The sequence below is a fragment of the Rhizobium sp. 768_B6_N1_8 genome (genome assembly GCF_051811225.1).
In the GTDB taxonomy this organism is placed as follows: Bacteria; Pseudomonadota; Alphaproteobacteria; order Rhizobiales; family Rhizobiaceae; genus Rhizobium.
This window is the reverse complement of record NZ_JBPWPV010000001.1, coordinates 3,923,010-3,938,193: the sequence shown is the minus strand read 5'-3', so window position 1 is coordinate 3,938,193 and position 15,184 is coordinate 3,923,010. Positions and strand designations below refer to the sequence as shown.

Sequence of the window (15,184 nt, the reverse complement as noted above, 5' to 3'; positions counted from 1 at the left end):
AAACGATTACACAAACGGTACATTTGATGCAAGTCATAAATAATACAGTAAAATCAATTAGATAATTTTGCGGCGATAAAGGATTTAAAAATCATCTTGTCAGCATTCAGAATGCGTGTACATTTTCCTCACCGGTGCTGGAGGGCGCCGTGGCTCTAAAAAAGGGAGGACTTCCGTTGAAGAAGACGGTTATCGGTGGCCTGTGCGCCATCCTGCTCAGCGCGGTTTCGACGCTGGCGCATGCTGAAACAATTCGTATCGCCAATCACGGTCAGGCCGGCATCGACGCGATGAAGTCGACCGTTGAGCGGATCGAGAAAAAATACGGCGTAACGGTCGAGGTTGTCGAATATCCGGCGCCGGACAAAGACTATCTCACCAAGCTTCTGACCGAGCTCGGTGCCGGCAATGCACCCGATCTCTTCTCCATTCCGACGACGGCCGCCGTTGCCGACATGGTTGAGGCCGGTTACCTCGCGCCCGTGACCGCCGAATTCAAGGCCTGGGACGGTTATGCCAATTTCTATGACGTCGCCAAGCAGCTCGCCGTCAGCCCTGACGGAGAAACCTATGTGATGCCGTTCATGCTCGGCATCCAGGAAATCTATTTCCGCAAGGACGTTCTCGAAAAGGCCGGCATTTCCACGGAACAGCCGAAGACCTGGCAGGAGCTCCTCGACCGCGCCGCCGAGGTGAAGCAGAAGACCGGTTCCTACGGCCTGCTCTTCCCGGCCGGCGTTTCCTGGGGCAGCGGTGCCTTCGATGAAGGCTTCCAGCACCTGATCGTCGGCTCCAAGACGCCACAGCTGGTCGATGCTGACGGCAAGCTCGATCTGAATGGCGAAGGCGTAAAGGATGTCTTCAACGTCTACAAGACGCTGATAGACAAGGACCTGATGCCGGTGCAGCCGCTTCTCGGGCCGGAGCCCTGGGTCGTGCCGAAGTACGAGATGTTCCCGGCCGGCAAGCTTGCCGCCACCACCTGCGGTTCCTGGTGCTACATCTTCGACTGGGGTCGCGAGAGCAAGAACCCGATCCCTGACGTGACCAAGATCGTCGGCACCTGGACCGTTCCGGGCCAGAGCGGCGGCCAGTACGTGCTTGCCAACCTCGCCGCTCCGTGGGCCGTCAACTCCAAGTCCGCCAATGTGGAACTTGCCAAGAAGGCACTGATGGAAATCGGCTCGGTCGAAACGCAGGTTTCCTATGCTGCCCGCATCGGCAACATTCCGGCCAGCAGGGATGCTGCCAAGGATCCGGAATTCCAGAAGCTGACGGAACTGGTTCCGATCCATGCTGCTGCCGGAAACGGCGTCTTCCTGAAACAGGCTTCCGGCTTCGGCACTGTTGCCGAAGGCGTGGCGCGCGCCACGGAAGCCCTGCTGCGCAAGGAAACGGATGCTGCCGGCGCCCAGAAGATCCTTGTCGACTACGTCAAGGAAACGCTCGGCGACGACATGGTCAAGTAAGCCACTGATATCTTTCTCCCGCCCAGGACGGGGACGCGGCATGATCGCCGCGTCTTCCCGCTTTCATTCGATAAGCCGGATTCATTCGATAAGGTTGTGAGCTTCAATGGCCCGAAACTCTCATGAAAAGCGAACCGAGCGCCAACTCTTGCTGGTTCTGCTGCCGTCGCTGATCCTGCTTCTGGCCTTCGTGATCTATCCCGCTCTCTATTCCGTCTATCTGAGCTTTACCAATGAGGCGCTGACGGGGGCTGCGGCGCTGCGGCCGCGCTTTGTCGGCATTCGCAACTACACGCGTCTGCTCAACGATGCGAAGTTCTGGAATTCGCTGTTCGTTACCTTCGTCTTCGTCATGGGTTCGGCCGTCATCGGGCAGTTCGTGCTCGGGTTGATATCGGCCATGGCGCTGCGCCGACCGATCCGTTTTCGGCGGTTTTTCTCCTCGATCATTCTTCTGCCGAACGCGGCACCTGAGGTCGTTGCCGGCTTCATGTGGATTTCGATGCTGGCCGGCGGCGAGCATGCCACACTGTCGCGCATCGTCGCCTTCTTCGGCATCGATCCTGCCGACTGGCTGAACGCTTTTCCGCTGTCGATGATCATCATTGTCAATACCTGGCGCGGCATCGCCACCGCGATGATCCTGCTGACGGCCGGCCTCAGCACTATTCCCTTCGAGATCTACGAGGCGGCGCGCATGGATGGCGCAACACCCTCGCAGATGTTTCGCCGCATCACCCTGCCGCTGATGATGCCGACGATCCTGCTCTACATGCTGATCTCGGCCGTCTCCACCATTGCCGTCTTCGGCCTTGTCTATGCGCTGACGCGCGGCGGGCCTGGCGGAGCTACGGAGGTGGTCAGCATCTATATCTATAACCAGTCGTTTACGGCCTTCCAGCTCGGTTACGGCGCTGCGGTCGCGGTCGTCGCGCTCCTCATCTCGCTGATCCTGGGCATCGGCTATGTGCGCGCCATGAAAGTGGAGGTCTGACATGGCCGTTATTTCTCCGAGCGAAGGGGCTAACAAGACCCGCTCCGATCTGCTTGCCTATGCAACGCTGTCGATCATCTCGATCTTCTGCGCCGTGCCCTTCTTCTGGGTGCTGCTTGCCTCCTTCGACGGCAATGCGCAGCTCTTCCTGCGCTGGCCGGAGCAGTGGACGCTTGCAAATTACGCGCGCGTCTTCACCAAGGAGGACGGGGCGAAGTGGCTGTTCAACTCGCTCTTCGTGGTCGGCGGCGCGACGCTTATCGTCATGGTTCTGGCGGGGCTCGGCGGCTATGCGCTGTCGCGCACGCGGGCCTGGTGGAAGCTGCCGTTCCTCTACGCGATCCTGCTGATCCGCGTGCTGCCGCCGACGGCACTCGTCGTGCCGCTCTACAAGTTTCTGCTGACGCTGAACAATGCGGAAGGCGCGATTCTCAGGCCGATCTTCGGCAGCTATGCCCGCGATATCATGCGGTGGACCGGGTTCATCGACGGCTATCTCGGCATCATGCTGGTGCTTGCTACCATGCAGTTGCCGCTGGGCCTCTGGATCATGAAGACCTTCTTCGACGGCTTGCCGCGCGACTATGAGGAAGCGGCCGTCATGGACGGGGCGACGATGATGCAGCGCATCCGCCGCGTGCTGATCCCGCTTGCCATGCCGGGGCTCGCGGCTGCCGGCCTCTTCGCTTTCATGTCGGCTTGGGGCGATTTCCTGCTGCCGCTGATCTTCCTGTCGTCGCCGGAGCTGCAGACGCTGCCGCTCGGTCTCTTCCGCGCCTTCCTGCGTATCAACGAGATCGATTACGGCCTGCTGACGGCTCTCGCCTTCATTTACCTGCTGCCGGCCGTCGTCGCCTTCGGCTTTGCGCGGCGCTTCCTCGTCCAGACCTTCGCGGGCGGTGTGAAGGGCTGAGATCAAGAAAGAGAAACGAATGATCAATCTCAGAAACGTTCGCAAATTCTACGGCGCGCTCGAAGTCATCAAGGGCGTCGATATCACAGTGGAAGACGGCGAGTTCGCCGTGTTCGTCGGCCCGTCCGGCTGCGGCAAGTCCACGCTGTTGCGCATGATCGCCGGCCTCGAAGGTATCGACGAGGGCGATCTGGTGCTGAACGGCCAGCGCATCAACGATGTGCCGCCAGACAAGCGCGGCATCGCCATGGTGTTCCAGTCCTACGCGCTCTATCCGCATATGACGGTCGCGGAAAATATCGGCTTTTCGCTGAGCCTCAAGAAGGTGCCGGAAGCCGAAATCAAGAAGCAGGTCGAGGGCGTCGCCGAAATCCTGCAGCTGACCGACTATCTCAACCGCAAGCCGGCAGCCCTTTCCGGCGGCCAGCGCCAGCGCGTAGCGATCGGCCGCGCCATCATCAAGAAGCCGTCGCTGATCCTGTTCGACGAGCCGCTGTCGAACCTCGATTCGGCGCTGCGCGTGCAGATGCGCGCCGAGCTGCAGCGCCTGCATCGCGAGCTGAAGGCAACCGTCGTCTATGTGACGCACGATCAGGTCGAGGCGATGACGATGGCCGATCGCATCGTGGTGCTTAACAAGGGCGTCGTCGCCCAGCAGGGCGCGCCGATGGAGCTGTATCACCAGCCGGAAAACGAGTTCGTCGCGACCTTTATCGGCTCGCCGAAAATGAATGTGCTGCCGATGACGGCGACGCGTCGGAATGCCGGCAAGGTGCATCTGGAAAGCCCGCTCGGCCTTGCCATCGATCTCTCGGATGCCAATGGCGCCGTGCCGCAGGGCGAGGCGAAACTCGGCATCCGGCCGGAGCATCTGAAGCTCGCACCGCAGGGGCAGGGCGATTTTTCGGCCGAGGTCGTCATCGTCGAGCGGCTCGGCGTCGAGACCTATCTGACGGTCGGTTCGCAGCAGCAGCCGATCGTCGTGCGCACCGAGGGCGACATGACCATCCGTCCCGGCGATCGTGTGTCGCTGACGGCAGAGCGCGCCGGTTGCCATCTGTTTGATTCCGCCGGCCGGGTCATCCGGTCGGCGACCGCCTGAACTATTAGGGCTTGAAACATCGAGGCCCAGAACATCGAGGAATAGCATGACAATCAAGGTCACGATCTGGAACGAAGGACGCCACGAACAGGTCCACAAGGAAGTTCAGGATATCTATCCTGATCGTATCGACGGCGCGATCGCCGCCGGTATCGCCCATCCCGATTTCGAGATCCGCCGCGGCACGCTCGACGATCCGGATGAAGGCCTGCCGGATTCCGTGCTCAACGATACCGACGTGCTGCTCTGGTGGGGTCACATGGCGCATGAGGAGGTCAGCGACGGGCTGATCGACCGCGTCCAGCAGCGGGTGCTGAAGGGCATGGGCCTGCTGGTCCTGCATTCCGGCCATCATTCCAAGCTCTTCCGCCGGCTGATGGGCACCAATGCCAATCTCTCGTGGCGCGAAACGCCTGAGGGTGATCTGGAGCGTGTCTGGGTGGTCAATCCCTCGCATCCGATCGCCGAGGGCCTGCCGCCCTATTTCGAGGTCAATGCCTCGGAAATGTATGGTGAGCCTTTCGACATTCCGCAGCCCGACGAACTGGTCTTCATCTCCTGGTATTCTGGCGGCGAAGTGTTCCGCAGCGGCTGCACCTTCCAGCGCGGCCGCGGGCGCATCTTCTTCTTCAGCCCGGGCCACGAGACCTATCCGATCTATCACGACAAGACGGTGCACAAGGTAATTTCGAACGGCATCCGCTGGGCGCAGCAGAAACACACGGATGGCCGCATCCTCGAAAACTGGCACCGCAAGGAGCCGCTGCATGGCCGGCCGGACAAGGTGAAGGCTTAAATAGTTCCTCCGCGGGGGCTGGGGTCATGATGGCTTCGGCCTCCGCGAGGGGTAAACGATGGAGGCAGAAATGCAGACTGTTTCGATGAAGGCTGATGGAGATGCCTTTCTCAGCAAGGCATTCTGGGTTTCCATCCATCGCGATCTGCCGCAGCGGCTCGATACGCTGGCGAGGCTTGCCGCCGAGCGGCCCGATGTCTTCGCCTTCGAAAGCAGCCAGAAGATTGCCGAGCGCTGCAATGTCTCGCAGACCAGCGTCATCCGCTTTGCGCATCATCTCGGCTTTGACGGTTTTGCCGAGATGAAGCAGGTTTTCCAACAAGGTCTCAGGGCCGCAGTCCGCAAAGGATAGGTTTACGGGTACTGCGCGCCGTTCGTCGTCGTATAGATCGAATAGAGCGATTGCGTCGCGGTGATGAAGAGGCGGTTCTTCTTCGGGCCGCCGAAGGTGATGTTGGAGACGGTCTGCGGCACCTTGATCTTGCCGATCAGCGTGCCGTCAGGCGCAAAGCAGTGCACGCCGTCGGCCGCACTCGTCCAGAGATTTCCGGAGACATCGAAACGGAAACCATCCGGCACGCCGCTGTCGATCGAGCAGAAATAGCGGCTGTTTGTCAGCTTGCGGCTATCCACGACATCGAAGACGCGGATATGGCGTGGGACTTCGTGATTGGAGGAGCCGGAATCGGCGATGAAGAGCTGGCGTTCGTCGGGCGAGAAGGCGAGGCCGTTCGGCTGGATGAAATCGGTGACGACGGCTTCGATCTCGCCGGTTGCGGCGTCGATGCGGTAGACGTTGCGGCTTTCCTGCTCTTCCGGAGATTTGTGGCCTTCGTAGTCTGACATGATGCCGTAGCTTGGATCGGTAAACCAGATCGACCCGTCGGATTTGACCACGACGTCGTTCGGCGAATTCAGCCGTTTGCCGTTGTAGCTGTCGGCAAGAACGGTAATGCGTCCATCAGGCTCAGTGCGGGTCACACGGCGTCCGCCGTGCTCGCAGGAAACGAGACGGCCTTGCCGGTCACGGGTATTGCCGTTGACGTAGTTGGAAGGCGAGCGGAATACGGAGACTGTTCCATCCGGCACCCAGCGCATCATGCGCTCGTTCGGAATGTCGCTCCAAAGAAGGCAGTTCAGATCGGAAAACCAGACCGGACCCTCGGCCCAGCGGCAGCCTCTGTACAGTTCTTCCAGTACCGCGCTACCGGCGATCAGCGCCCCGAAGCGCTCGTCTCTGACGTCATAAAGCTCGCTTCCAGCCATGCCCGATTCCTCCCAGATCGATGTTGCATCTTCGTAGCGGCAAATGATTGAATCTGCTATAGCCCGGCGGCAGAAAGCGTCGAGCTATGGGTGTTTTTACGCAACTCCGAACGCAAAGCCGCTGCACAGTTTTGCTGGAATTGCTCGTGAATTTTCAAAGCGCGGCAACAGGATGCGGCGAACCGTCATAGGCGCCCCAGATCGACTGATCGAAGCAGATGACGGAGCCGGTCATGAGGCCGGATTCGGCTGACGAGAGATAGGCGCAGGCGCGAGCCACTTCTTCCGGGTCGACAAGCCGGCCGAAAGGCTGACTTGCGGCGGCCTTGGTGAGCCAGTCATCCGAAGCCTTGTGAAACTCTCTCTGGATGCGGTCTTCGCCCTCGGAAGCCATCCAGCCGATATTCAGGCCATTGACGCGGATGCGGTTACGCAGCAGCGCATAGGCAGTGTTCTTGGTCAGCGTTTCCAGCGCACCCTTGGAGGCGCAATAGGCGGCGATGAAGGGCTGGCCGGCCTTGGCGGACATGGAGCCGATATTGACGATGGTGCCTTCGATCTTCTCGCGACGCATAACCTTGACCGCTTCCTGCATGAGGAAGAAGGGGGCGCGGACATTGACCGCGAACATGGCATCGAAGAGCTCGGGGCTGGTATCGAGGATCGTGCCGCGGTCGGTGATGGCAGCGGCATTGACCAGAGCATCGACGCGGCCGAAGGTCTGATCACAGACATGGACGACATTTTGCGCGTCCTCGACCTTGCCGAGATCGGCCTTGACGTAGACTGCCTTCGCGCCTGTCTTTGACGAAATCTCCTCGGCTTTCGCCTTGCCCTTGGCCTCGTTGCGGCCGCAGATGACGATGCCCTTGGCGCCGCGTTCGGCAAAGAGGCGGGCGATGGTGGCGCCGAGGCCCTGTGTGCCGCCGGTGACGATGGCGATCTTGCCGTCGAGGCGGGCGTAATCCGTGCTCATGTGTCTTTTCCTCCTGATATGCGAATGGCCCCTTACCGGCGGTAAGGGGCTCTGGGATGATGGTGTTGTGATGGCCGTGTCAGCTCAGCTTCCTGGCTGCCTGTTCGGCAAGTGCCTCGGTGAAGGTGTGGTCGCTCCAGTTTTCGGCGAGGGCCTCGTGCATCAGCTGGGCCTGTGTCTTCGGCGCGAGGCCGCCGAGCGGCGGGTCGCGGTCGAGATTGGTCGGGAAGGAATAGCCCTCCGCGCAGGAGGCGACGGCGTTGGCGATCTCGCCTGCCGAAAGCTTGCCCTTCAGCGCCTTGAGGGCAGGGAACAGTTTTGCGCTCATGCGCTCGCGATTGACGGTTTCCATCGCCCGGCCGAATGCAGAGGAGACCTGCAGCAGGTTCGCCACACGCTTGACATCCTTCGAGCGGTTCGTGCCGGCGGCATGGAAGAGGGCGGGATTGAAGAAGACGACATCGCCCTTTTCCAGCGGCAGCTGGATATGGTTCTGGTCGAAGTAATCCTTGAATTCCTGGCGCTTGAGGGCGAGGTAGCCCGGCTGATAGGTCTGGCTGTGCGGCAGGAAAAGCGTCGGGCCGCTTTCGAGCGGCATGTCGCAATGAGCAACCGCGCCCTGCAGCGTCAGCACCGGCGAGAGGCGGTGAACATGCGCGGGGAACTGCTCGATCACCTTGGATGACTGGAAGCCGAGGTGATAGTCGCGGTGGGCCGATTGTGCGGCACCACCGGGGTTCACGCGGTTGACCTGCGCCGTCATCTGATAATGTGGGCCAAGCCATGCCTCGCTTGCCAGCGCCACGATGGCATTGCCGTAGTAGCGGGCGAAATTCTCAGGATCGGCCAGGCAGTGTTTTTCCAGCGAGTTCCAGATGCGGTCGTTGGCGCCCGGCTTGGCGAAATGGTCGCCGCCGCCGGTCGAGGTGCGGTGCTGCTCCTCGATGATCTCGTCGAAGATCACGCTCGCCCGGTCAATGACCCCGGTGTCTTCGTAGGCATGTTTGAAGACGACCACGCCGGGGCCGATGCCGAAGGCCTCGCAGATTTCGGCGAGAATGGCGCTACGGCCTTCCGGCGTCGATACCGCCTCGATCACCTTAGGGCTGTCATAGATCAGCACGTTCTTCTCGACGGCTGAGGCCGTCGGATAGTCGGCAAGGATAGTGGTCTTTTCGGCGAGCGCACGGAAATCGTCGAGATCGCAGGCGTCCTCTGTCAGCCAGACGCGGTCGGCGCGCAGTTTTTGCGGGTCGTCGGTTTTCATCGGGTGATCCTCCATTTCCGATGGATGGACTATACGCCGCTGACGATCCTGATATAGATCAGGAATCCATCAAAAATCCATCAGAACGCCGGGGTATGACTGCGGCATGGCCCATCCCTTTCTCGTCAAGGATATCGCTTTCCAGGCCGGGCTCAGCACGGCGACCGTCGACCGGGTGCTGAACGGCCGGCCGGGTGTCAGGCGGCAGACCGAGATGCGGGTCAAGGCGGCGATCGCCGAGCTCGAGAAACAGGCGGGCGCCGATGTGGCCGGCCGCAAGCTCACCATCGATATCGTCATGGAGACGCCTGACAGGTTCAGCACGGCGGTGCGGGCAGCTTTCGAAGCAGAGGTCGCGACATTCCTGCCGACCATCTTCCGCTGCCGGTTTCATTTTGCCGAAGTGATGCGGGCGGCGGAACTGGTGCAGCTTCTCGATCGTATCCGGCTGCGCGGTACGCATGGCATCGTGCTGAAGGCGCCCGATGTGCCCGATATCGTCGCGGCCGTCGCAAGGCTCGATGCTGTCGATATTCCGGTCGTCACCCTCGTCACTGATCTGCCGAATTCGGCGCGCTCCGCCTATGCCGGCGCCGATAACCGGGCGGCCGGCGGGACGGCCGCCTATCTCATCGGCCGGCTCATCGGGGCTTCCGGCGGCAAGGCGCTGGTTACGCTGTCGAGCGGCCGGTTCCGCGGCGAGGAGGAGCGGGAGATCGGCTTTCGCCAGGTGATCCGAGGCCATTATCCGTCGATCGGCATTATCGAGGTGAGCGAAGGGCATGGCACAGATGCTGCGACCGGCACGCTCGTTGCTGCCGCCCTTGCGGAAGATGCTGCAATCAACGCCGTCTATTCGGTCGGCGGCGGTAATCGCGCGGTGCTTGCGGCCTTCGAGGCAGCGGGCCGGCCGGTCTCGATTTTCGTGGCGCATGATCTCGATGCCGACAACCGCGCTCTGCTTGCCGAACGGCGGATCGATTTCGTGCTGCATCACGATCTGAGGACAGATGCGCGTTCGGCCTTTCGCGCCATCATGGCCCGCACTATCCCTGCCGGCAGGACGGCGCAGGCGGCGTTTTCGGCCGTCGAAATCGTCACGCCCTACAATATGCCGGCTCTGCAATAGTCTGTTCGGGTTGATTGTCTTTCCATCGGCGGCAGATTCACGCTACAGCTTGGTGATAATGAGGAGCGCGCATGGACTATAGCGACGTCAGCACAATTGCGGCTTGGGTGACGGAACAGGGCCTGAATGGCGTGTCTGAAGCGGAGTTGCTGATCGGCTTTTGCCAGGCCTGCCGCAAGGCCGGCATGCGGCTCGATCGTGCCATGGCGCTGATGGACACGCTTCATCCTGTCCATGAAGGCCGGGCCTTCCGCTGGGACAATTCAGAGGCCTTCGAAGGTGAGTTCGAATACGGACCTTCGAGCGAAGGTCAGGGACTGGATACCTGGCGTCGCTCGGCTTTCTATCATCTCTGGACAACAGGCACCAAAGAGGTACGGCGCAGGATCGGTTTTGGCGATCCGACCGATTTCATCATGCTGGAGCAGATCCATGCGTCGGGCCATACCGATTATGTCGCCATGGCGCACCGTTTCGCGCCGGCCGGCACGATCGGCGAGATGGATTGCTTCTTCTCGCACTTTTCCACCAAGCATCCCGAAGGCTTCTCGGAGCATGATCTCGCCATCCTGCGCAAGCTGGTGCCGGTGCTGGGACTCGCGATCAAATGCGTGGCGCTCGCCCGCATCGCGCGCACCATCGCCGAGGTCTATCTCGGCGAGGATGCGGCGCGCCAGGTGATGGACGGCAAGATCTCGCGCGGCAAGACTGAGCGGATTTCGGCCGCGCTCTGGTTTTCCGACCTGCTGAACTACACGAAGATTTCGGACAATTCGGCCCCGGAAGAGATCATTCCGTTGCTCAATGAATATAGCGAGGTGGTGATCACCGCGATCCATGAGGCCGGCGGCAATGTGCTGAAGCTGATCGGCGACGGCGTGCTTGCCATCTTCAAGGGCGAGGATCCGGCGCAAAGCTGTTCTGCGGCTCTGCAGGCGGAGCGTCTGCTGCGGCAGAAGCTTGCGGCGCTGAACGCGGCGCGCGAGGTGGACCGGCGGCCGACGACCGATGTCTATATCGGCCTGCATATCGGCGATGTCTTCTACGGTAATATCGGCAGCCAGGACCGCCTTGATTTCACGGTCATCGGCCCGGCCGTCAACGAGGTGAGCCGCATTGCCTCGATTTGCCGTTCGGTCGATCTCAACGTGCTGATGTCGTCGGATTTCGAAGCGGCGATCCCCGAGGCGGAGCGCAATCTTCTCGCCTGTATCGGCCGCTATGCTCTGCGCGGCGTCAAGCGCCCGCAATTGCTTTACACGCTGGAAAGCGCGCGGCTGAACGGCTGACCAGCAAGATCCATCCGCGTTCAGAGCCCGCATAGGATGCATAAGATGCAGGGGCAGTTTCCCACGCCTTCTAGGAAATGTCAGATTCGTCGTGTGTCATGTGAATGTTTGACATTTCTCCACGAAAGTAGGAAGAAACCTATGCAAGTTATGCATCCTATGCACTCTGCTGATGGTCCGGTCGGCCTGAGGCATAGGCGACTCGAATTCATTGCCCGAGCGATGGACCGGATCCGTTGCGGATCGTTTCACATTTTCGCACGACAGGCTTCAAGCTTAGGCAAGATCTGCGAGGCTTGAGTGCCTGCATAGGCTGCAGGGGCCGCATAGGCACTTCCCTACGCCTTACAGGAAATGTCGGATTATGTATCCGTCATGTGAATGTCTGACATTTTTCCACATACGACCAAAAATGCCTATGCAGCCTCTGCTGCCTATGCACAGTGCCGCTCATCCGGTCGGCTGTTCGCTCCGAGCAACTGCTCTAACGCAGCAATCCCTGTCCGCCGTCGATCCAGACGGGCGTGCCGGTAATATGCCTGGCGCGTTCGGAGGCGAGGAAGAGGATCGTTTCGGCGACATCATCGCTTGATCCCGCCCTGCCGCCGGTGATCGGGATTTCGCCCTCCGGCCAGATGACGGGCACTTCGGTTTCCTCGCGATGGCGCGATGTGGTGTTGGCGGAAATGCTGGTGTCGATCGCGCCGGGACAGACGGCGTTGACGCGGATGCCGTGTTTGCCGAGCTCCAGCGCCAGTTGCTGCACCATGGCGACCTGGCCGGCCTTGGTGGCTGCATAGGCCGTGGCGCCCGGCGTCGTGAAGGTGCGTGTGCCGTTGATCGAGGAGACGACGATGATCGAGCCGCCGTTCATCTTCAGATAAGGGACGGTCAGATGCAGGGTTAGATAAGTGCCGCGCAGGTTCACGGCCATGGTCTGATCCCACTCGTCGGGCTTGAGGTCGTCGATCGGCGCCCAGACGCCATTAATGCCGGCATTGGCGACGACGATGTCGATGCCGCCGAGGCTTTCGGTCATCCTGTCGATGGCCTTGCGCATCTGCGCTTCATCACTGGTATCGGCGGTCAGTTCGATCGCCTGGCCGCCGGCGGCAATGATCTCCTGGCAGGTCTGTTGCACCTCGCTTTCGGTGCGGCTCAGCACCGCCACCTTTGCGCCTTCGGCGGCGAGCTTCAATGCGGCTGCTTTGCCGATGCCGGAGCCTGCGCCGGTCACCAGTGCGATCTTTCCCTGCAACTCCATAAACCGCTCCTCTTCGCGCTTGCCGGTAAGGCAATGAATTGGAGCGGCTCTTGGTTCCGGTACGATCGTTCCACGAGATTATTTCAGAAGGCTATGACGCAGCGCCCACTTTTCCGGTCCGTGAACGGCGGCGAAGAGCAGGCCCGCTAGGAAACTGAAGTGATCGACGAAGAAGCCGAACTCGGCCTGGTTCTGCTGCCAAAGCGACGGGCCATGAAAAGAGAAGGCGAGGAAGATCACATAGACAGCTGCGAGCAGGCACGCTTCGCTGAAGAAGGCGCCTGTGATGAAGGCAAGCGCCAGCGCGATCTCGAAGAAGGCGGCGACCCAGGCGAGGAATGTCGCCATCGGAAAGCCGGCCGAGGTGATGTAGCCGGCGGTCGCGCCGATATCGGCGAACTTGAAGCCGGCGGCCATGAAGAAGATGAAGCTGAAGATGATGCGGGCAATGATGATTGCGATTGCTCTGGCCATGTGGAATCTCCTCTTTGAGCTTCCACCATGACGGATGAGGTGTCCGCTATCCGACAGGGCGAATGAAAAAGGACCGCTTTCGCGGCCCTTCTTTTTTTACCATTCGGCGAAGCTGCCATCTTCGTGGCGCCAGATCGGGTTGCGCCAGCGGTGGCCTTCCTTGGCGCGCTCGATGACATAGGCTTCGTCCACTTCGACGCCGAGGCCTGGGCCTTGCGGAATGGAGACGAAACCGTCGGCGTATTGGAAGACTTCCTTGTTGGAGATGTAGTCCAGGATGTCGTTGCCCTTGTTGTAGTGGATGCCGAGGCTCTGTTCCTGAATGAAAGCATTGTAGGAGATGGCATCGACCTGCAGGCAGGCGGCAAGCGCGATGGGACCGAGCGGGCAATGCGGGGCGAGCGCCACGTCATAGGCTTCGGCCATGGCGGCGATCTTGCGGCATTCGGTGATGCCGCCGGCATGGGAAAGATCGGGCTGGATGATGTCGACATAGCCGTCGGAGAGAACCGACTTGAAATCCCAGCGGGAATAGAGGCGTTCGCCGAGCGCGATCGGTGTCGAGCAATGATTGGCGATTTCCTTCAGGGTTTCGCGATGCTCTGAGAGGACCGGTTCCTCAATGAACATCAGCTTGTAGGGCTCGAGTTCCTTGGCGAGAACCTTGGCCATCGGCTTGTGCACACGGCCGTGGAAATCAACGCCGATGCCGATATGCGGGCCGATCGCCTCGCGGATGGTCGCAATAGTCTCGACCGCCTTGTCGATCTTCTCGTTGGTATCGACGATCTGCATCTCTTCACAGCCGTTGAGCTTGATCGCCTTGAAGCCGCGGGCGACGACGTCCTTGGCGTTGCGGGCGACATCAGAGGGGCGGTCGCCGCCGATCCAGCTGTAGACCTTGATGCGATCGCGCACCTGGCCGCCGAGCAGCGAATGGATCGGCTGGCCGAGCGCCTTGCCCTTGATGTCCCAGAGCGCCTGGTCGATGCCCGAGATTGCCGACATGTGGATGGCGCCGCCGCGGTAGAAGCCGCCGCGATACATGACTGTCCAGTGGTCTTCGATCAGGAAGGGGTCCTTGCCAACAAGATAATCGGCGAGCTCGTGAACGGCGGCCTCGACGGTTAGAGCACGACCTTCGACGACCGGTTCGCCCCAGCCGACGATGCCCTCATCGGTTTCGATTTTCAGAAACAGCCAGCGCGGTGGGACGATGTAGGTGGTCAGTTTGGTGATCTTCATGGAAATCGTGCTCTCGTTTCGCTTCGTGTTCCCATCAGCGGCCGAGCCGCCGATATTGTTCTGAGTTCTGTTATTTCGTCATTTCTTTATCTCGTTCGGCCGGCGGCGGTCAGGTCGCGTTTGGCGAGGTCGAGAATTCGGTTGACGCAATCGCGCGCGCCCGCCGCGTCCCGCAGACGCAGTGCCTCGACCACCTTGCCATGCAGGGCAAGCGCCTCGCGGTGATCAGGCATGGCGAGGTTCGAGGCGTGGAGCGCAAATTTCAGGGCGGCATGGATGGCGCTGGAGAGGCGATGGAAGACCTGGTTATGGCTCGCCTTGAGAAGCACCGTATGGAAGAGGAGGTCGGCCTCGGTGAAAGCTTCGGAATCGTCGCGCGCCGACTGCATGCGTTGCCAGGCATCGTCGAGATTGGCGATCTCCTGGGCGGTCGCGCGGCTTGCAGCATATTCGGCGGCAGCCGGCTCGATGGTGCGGCGGGCTTCAAGAATGCTGGCAAGCAAGTCGAAATCGCCCAGATGCGGTCCCATCCATTCCAGCACATCCTGATCGAGGATATTCCACTCGTCCTTGTCGCAGACGGTGGTGCCGATGCGCGGCTTGCCGCGCACAAGTCCCTTGGATTCCAGAACCTTCAGGGATTCGCGTATGACGGTGCGGCTGACGCCATGGAGTTCGCAGAGATCGTTTTCGCGCGGCAGCAGTGTACCGACAGCATAGCGGTTGGCGCAGATATCTTCGGCAATCGCCGCCGTGACGTTACGGCGAACGCGCGGCCGGCGCTCGGGCGCCGAGCTCTTTTCGTCGCGTCTTGCTGCAGGCTGCATCGAAAGGCTCCTCGTGACCGGTCTTTTAAAGCAATCATCATACATAAACAATGCTCTTGTATGATGATTGGCATTCAATCTGGTGTCGTCTTCCGCGGATAGAGGACTATATTGCCGGTCGTAAGGGCAGAATGTCCTTCGCGGTGGAGCGGCGCAACGCTTCGACAATCAAT

The 15,184-nt window shown here is 60.6% G+C and carries 15 protein-coding genes; 8 read left to right on the top strand and 7 right to left on the bottom strand.

Going from position 1 to position 15,184, the window contains the following annotated elements; all coding sequences use genetic code 11:
* The first annotated feature begins 176 nt into the window (after window positions 1–176).
* From AB8B33_RS20140 to AB8B33_RS20115, 6 genes are all read left to right on the top strand, one after another.
* Window positions 177–1,469: an ABC transporter substrate-binding protein gene (locus tag AB8B33_RS20140; RefSeq protein WP_439016667.1), complete on the top strand. Its 1,293-nt coding sequence runs from the start codon at window positions 177–179 to the stop codon at window positions 1,467–1,469.
* 106 nt (window positions 1,470–1,575) lie between these two features.
* Window positions 1,576–2,463: a carbohydrate ABC transporter permease gene (locus AB8B33_RS20135; protein ID WP_439016666.1), complete on the top strand. Its 888-nt coding sequence runs from the start codon at window positions 1,576–1,578 to the stop codon at window positions 2,461–2,463.
* A gap of 1 nt (window position 2,464) precedes the next feature.
* A complete protein-coding gene (locus AB8B33_RS20130; protein WP_439016665.1) occupies window positions 2,465–3,376 on the top strand; it encodes a carbohydrate ABC transporter permease in 912 nt (303 codons plus the stop codon).
* Between the two features lie 19 nt (window positions 3,377–3,395).
* Window positions 3,396–4,478 (top strand): ABC transporter ATP-binding protein, encoded by a 1,083-nt coding sequence (locus AB8B33_RS20125; protein ID WP_439016664.1) that lies wholly within the window; start codon window positions 3,396–3,398, stop codon window positions 4,476–4,478.
* 46 nt (window positions 4,479–4,524) lie between these two features.
* Window positions 4,525–5,274, top strand: a complete 750-nt coding sequence (locus AB8B33_RS20120; RefSeq protein ID WP_113118099.1) for a ThuA domain-containing protein — start codon at window positions 4,525–4,527, stop codon at window positions 5,272–5,274.
* 70 nt (window positions 5,275–5,344) lie between these two features.
* A complete protein-coding gene (locus AB8B33_RS20115; protein WP_439016663.1) occupies window positions 5,345–5,626 on the top strand; it encodes a MurR/RpiR family transcriptional regulator in 282 nt (93 codons plus the stop codon).
* A gap of 2 nt (window positions 5,627–5,628) precedes the next feature.
* Here AB8B33_RS20115 and AB8B33_RS20110 read toward each other — a convergent pair whose 3' ends face one another.
* The 3 genes from AB8B33_RS20110 to AB8B33_RS20100 all read right to left on the bottom strand — a co-directional run bounded on the left by AB8B33_RS20110 (window position 5,629) and on the right by AB8B33_RS20100 (window position 8,783).
* Window positions 5,629–6,540, bottom strand: a complete 912-nt coding sequence (locus AB8B33_RS20110; RefSeq protein WP_439016662.1) for an SMP-30/gluconolactonase/LRE family protein — start codon at window positions 6,538–6,540, stop codon at window positions 5,629–5,631.
* A 154-nt stretch (window positions 6,541–6,694) separates the two neighbouring features.
* On the bottom strand, window positions 6,695–7,516 hold the full coding sequence (locus tag AB8B33_RS20105; protein ID WP_439016661.1) for an SDR family oxidoreductase: 822 nt from the start codon (window positions 7,514–7,516) through the stop codon (window positions 6,695–6,697).
* 79 nt (window positions 7,517–7,595) lie between these two features.
* Complete coding sequence (locus AB8B33_RS20100; RefSeq protein WP_439016660.1) at window positions 7,596–8,783, bottom strand: phytanoyl-CoA dioxygenase family protein; 1,188 nt, start codon at window positions 8,781–8,783, stop codon at window positions 7,596–7,598.
* A 106-nt stretch (window positions 8,784–8,889) separates the two neighbouring features.
* Between AB8B33_RS20100 and AB8B33_RS20095 the strand changes: the two genes are divergently transcribed.
* Together AB8B33_RS20095 and AB8B33_RS20090 are read left to right on the top strand one after the other, a co-directional pair.
* A complete protein-coding gene (locus AB8B33_RS20095) occupies window positions 8,890–9,912 on the top strand; it encodes a LacI family DNA-binding transcriptional regulator (protein ID WP_439016659.1) in 1,023 nt (340 codons plus the stop codon).
* Window positions 9,913–9,983: 71 nt separating this feature from the next.
* On the top strand, window positions 9,984–11,201 hold the full coding sequence (locus AB8B33_RS20090) for an adenylate/guanylate cyclase domain-containing protein (protein WP_439016658.1): 1,218 nt from the start codon (window positions 9,984–9,986) through the stop codon (window positions 11,199–11,201).
* A gap of 484 nt (window positions 11,202–11,685) precedes the next feature.
* On the opposite strand, the gene AB8B33_RS20085 is transcribed toward AB8B33_RS20090, so the two are convergent.
* From AB8B33_RS20085 to AB8B33_RS20070, 4 genes are all read right to left on the bottom strand, one after another.
* Complete coding sequence (locus tag AB8B33_RS20085) at window positions 11,686–12,465, bottom strand: SDR family oxidoreductase (protein ID WP_439016657.1); 780 nt, start codon at window positions 12,463–12,465, stop codon at window positions 11,686–11,688.
* Between the two features lie 78 nt (window positions 12,466–12,543).
* Window positions 12,544–12,939, bottom strand: a complete 396-nt coding sequence (locus AB8B33_RS20080; protein ID WP_439016656.1) for a DoxX family protein — start codon at window positions 12,937–12,939, stop codon at window positions 12,544–12,546.
* A 96-nt stretch (window positions 12,940–13,035) separates the two neighbouring features.
* A complete protein-coding gene (dgoD, locus tag AB8B33_RS20075; RefSeq protein ID WP_007820404.1) occupies window positions 13,036–14,184 on the bottom strand; it encodes a galactonate dehydratase in 1,149 nt (382 codons plus the stop codon).
* An 86-nt stretch (window positions 14,185–14,270) separates the two neighbouring features.
* Complete coding sequence (locus tag AB8B33_RS20070; RefSeq protein WP_439016655.1) at window positions 14,271–15,011, bottom strand: FadR/GntR family transcriptional regulator; 741 nt, start codon at window positions 15,009–15,011, stop codon at window positions 14,271–14,273.
* Between the last annotated feature and the right edge of the window lie 173 nt (window positions 15,012–15,184).

Bases quoted from the DNA above. Each gene is read 5' to 3' on its own strand.
- AB8B33_RS20135 (WP_439016666.1), top strand. From the start codon at position 1,576: ATGGCCCGAAACTCTCATGAAAAGCGAACCGAGCGCCAACTCTTGCTG.
- AB8B33_RS20130 (WP_439016665.1), top strand. From the start codon at position 2,465: ATGGCCGTTATTTCTCCGAGCGAAGGGGCTAACAAGACCCGCTCCGAT.
- AB8B33_RS20125 (WP_439016664.1), top strand. From the start codon at position 3,396: ATGATCAATCTCAGAAACGTTCGCAAATTCTACGGCGCGCTCGAAGTC.
- AB8B33_RS20120 (WP_113118099.1), top strand. From the start codon at position 4,525: ATGACAATCAAGGTCACGATCTGGAACGAAGGACGCCACGAACAGGTC.
- AB8B33_RS20115 (WP_439016663.1), top strand. From the start codon at position 5,345: ATGCAGACTGTTTCGATGAAGGCTGATGGAGATGCCTTTCTCAGCAAG.
- AB8B33_RS20110 (WP_439016662.1), bottom strand. From the start codon at position 6,540: ATGGCTGGAAGCGAGCTTTATGACGTCAGAGACGAGCGCTTCGGGGCG.
- AB8B33_RS20105 (WP_439016661.1), bottom strand. From the start codon at position 7,516: ATGAGCACGGATTACGCCCGCCTCGACGGCAAGATCGCCATCGTCACC.
- AB8B33_RS20100 (WP_439016660.1), bottom strand. From the start codon at position 8,783: ATGAAAACCGACGACCCGCAAAAACTGCGCGCCGACCGCGTCTGGCTG.
- AB8B33_RS20095 (WP_439016659.1), top strand. From the start codon at position 8,890: ATGGCCCATCCCTTTCTCGTCAAGGATATCGCTTTCCAGGCCGGGCTC.
- AB8B33_RS20090 (WP_439016658.1), top strand. From the start codon at position 9,984: ATGGACTATAGCGACGTCAGCACAATTGCGGCTTGGGTGACGGAACAG.
- AB8B33_RS20085 (WP_439016657.1), bottom strand. From the start codon at position 12,465: ATGGAGTTGCAGGGAAAGATCGCACTGGTGACCGGCGCAGGCTCCGGC.
- AB8B33_RS20080 (WP_439016656.1), bottom strand. From the start codon at position 12,939: ATGGCCAGAGCAATCGCAATCATCATTGCCCGCATCATCTTCAGCTTC.
- dgoD (WP_007820404.1), bottom strand. From the start codon at position 14,184: ATGAAGATCACCAAACTGACCACCTACATCGTCCCACCGCGCTGGCTG.
- AB8B33_RS20070 (WP_439016655.1), bottom strand. From the start codon at position 15,011: ATGCAGCCTGCAGCAAGACGCGACGAAAAGAGCTCGGCGCCCGAGCGC.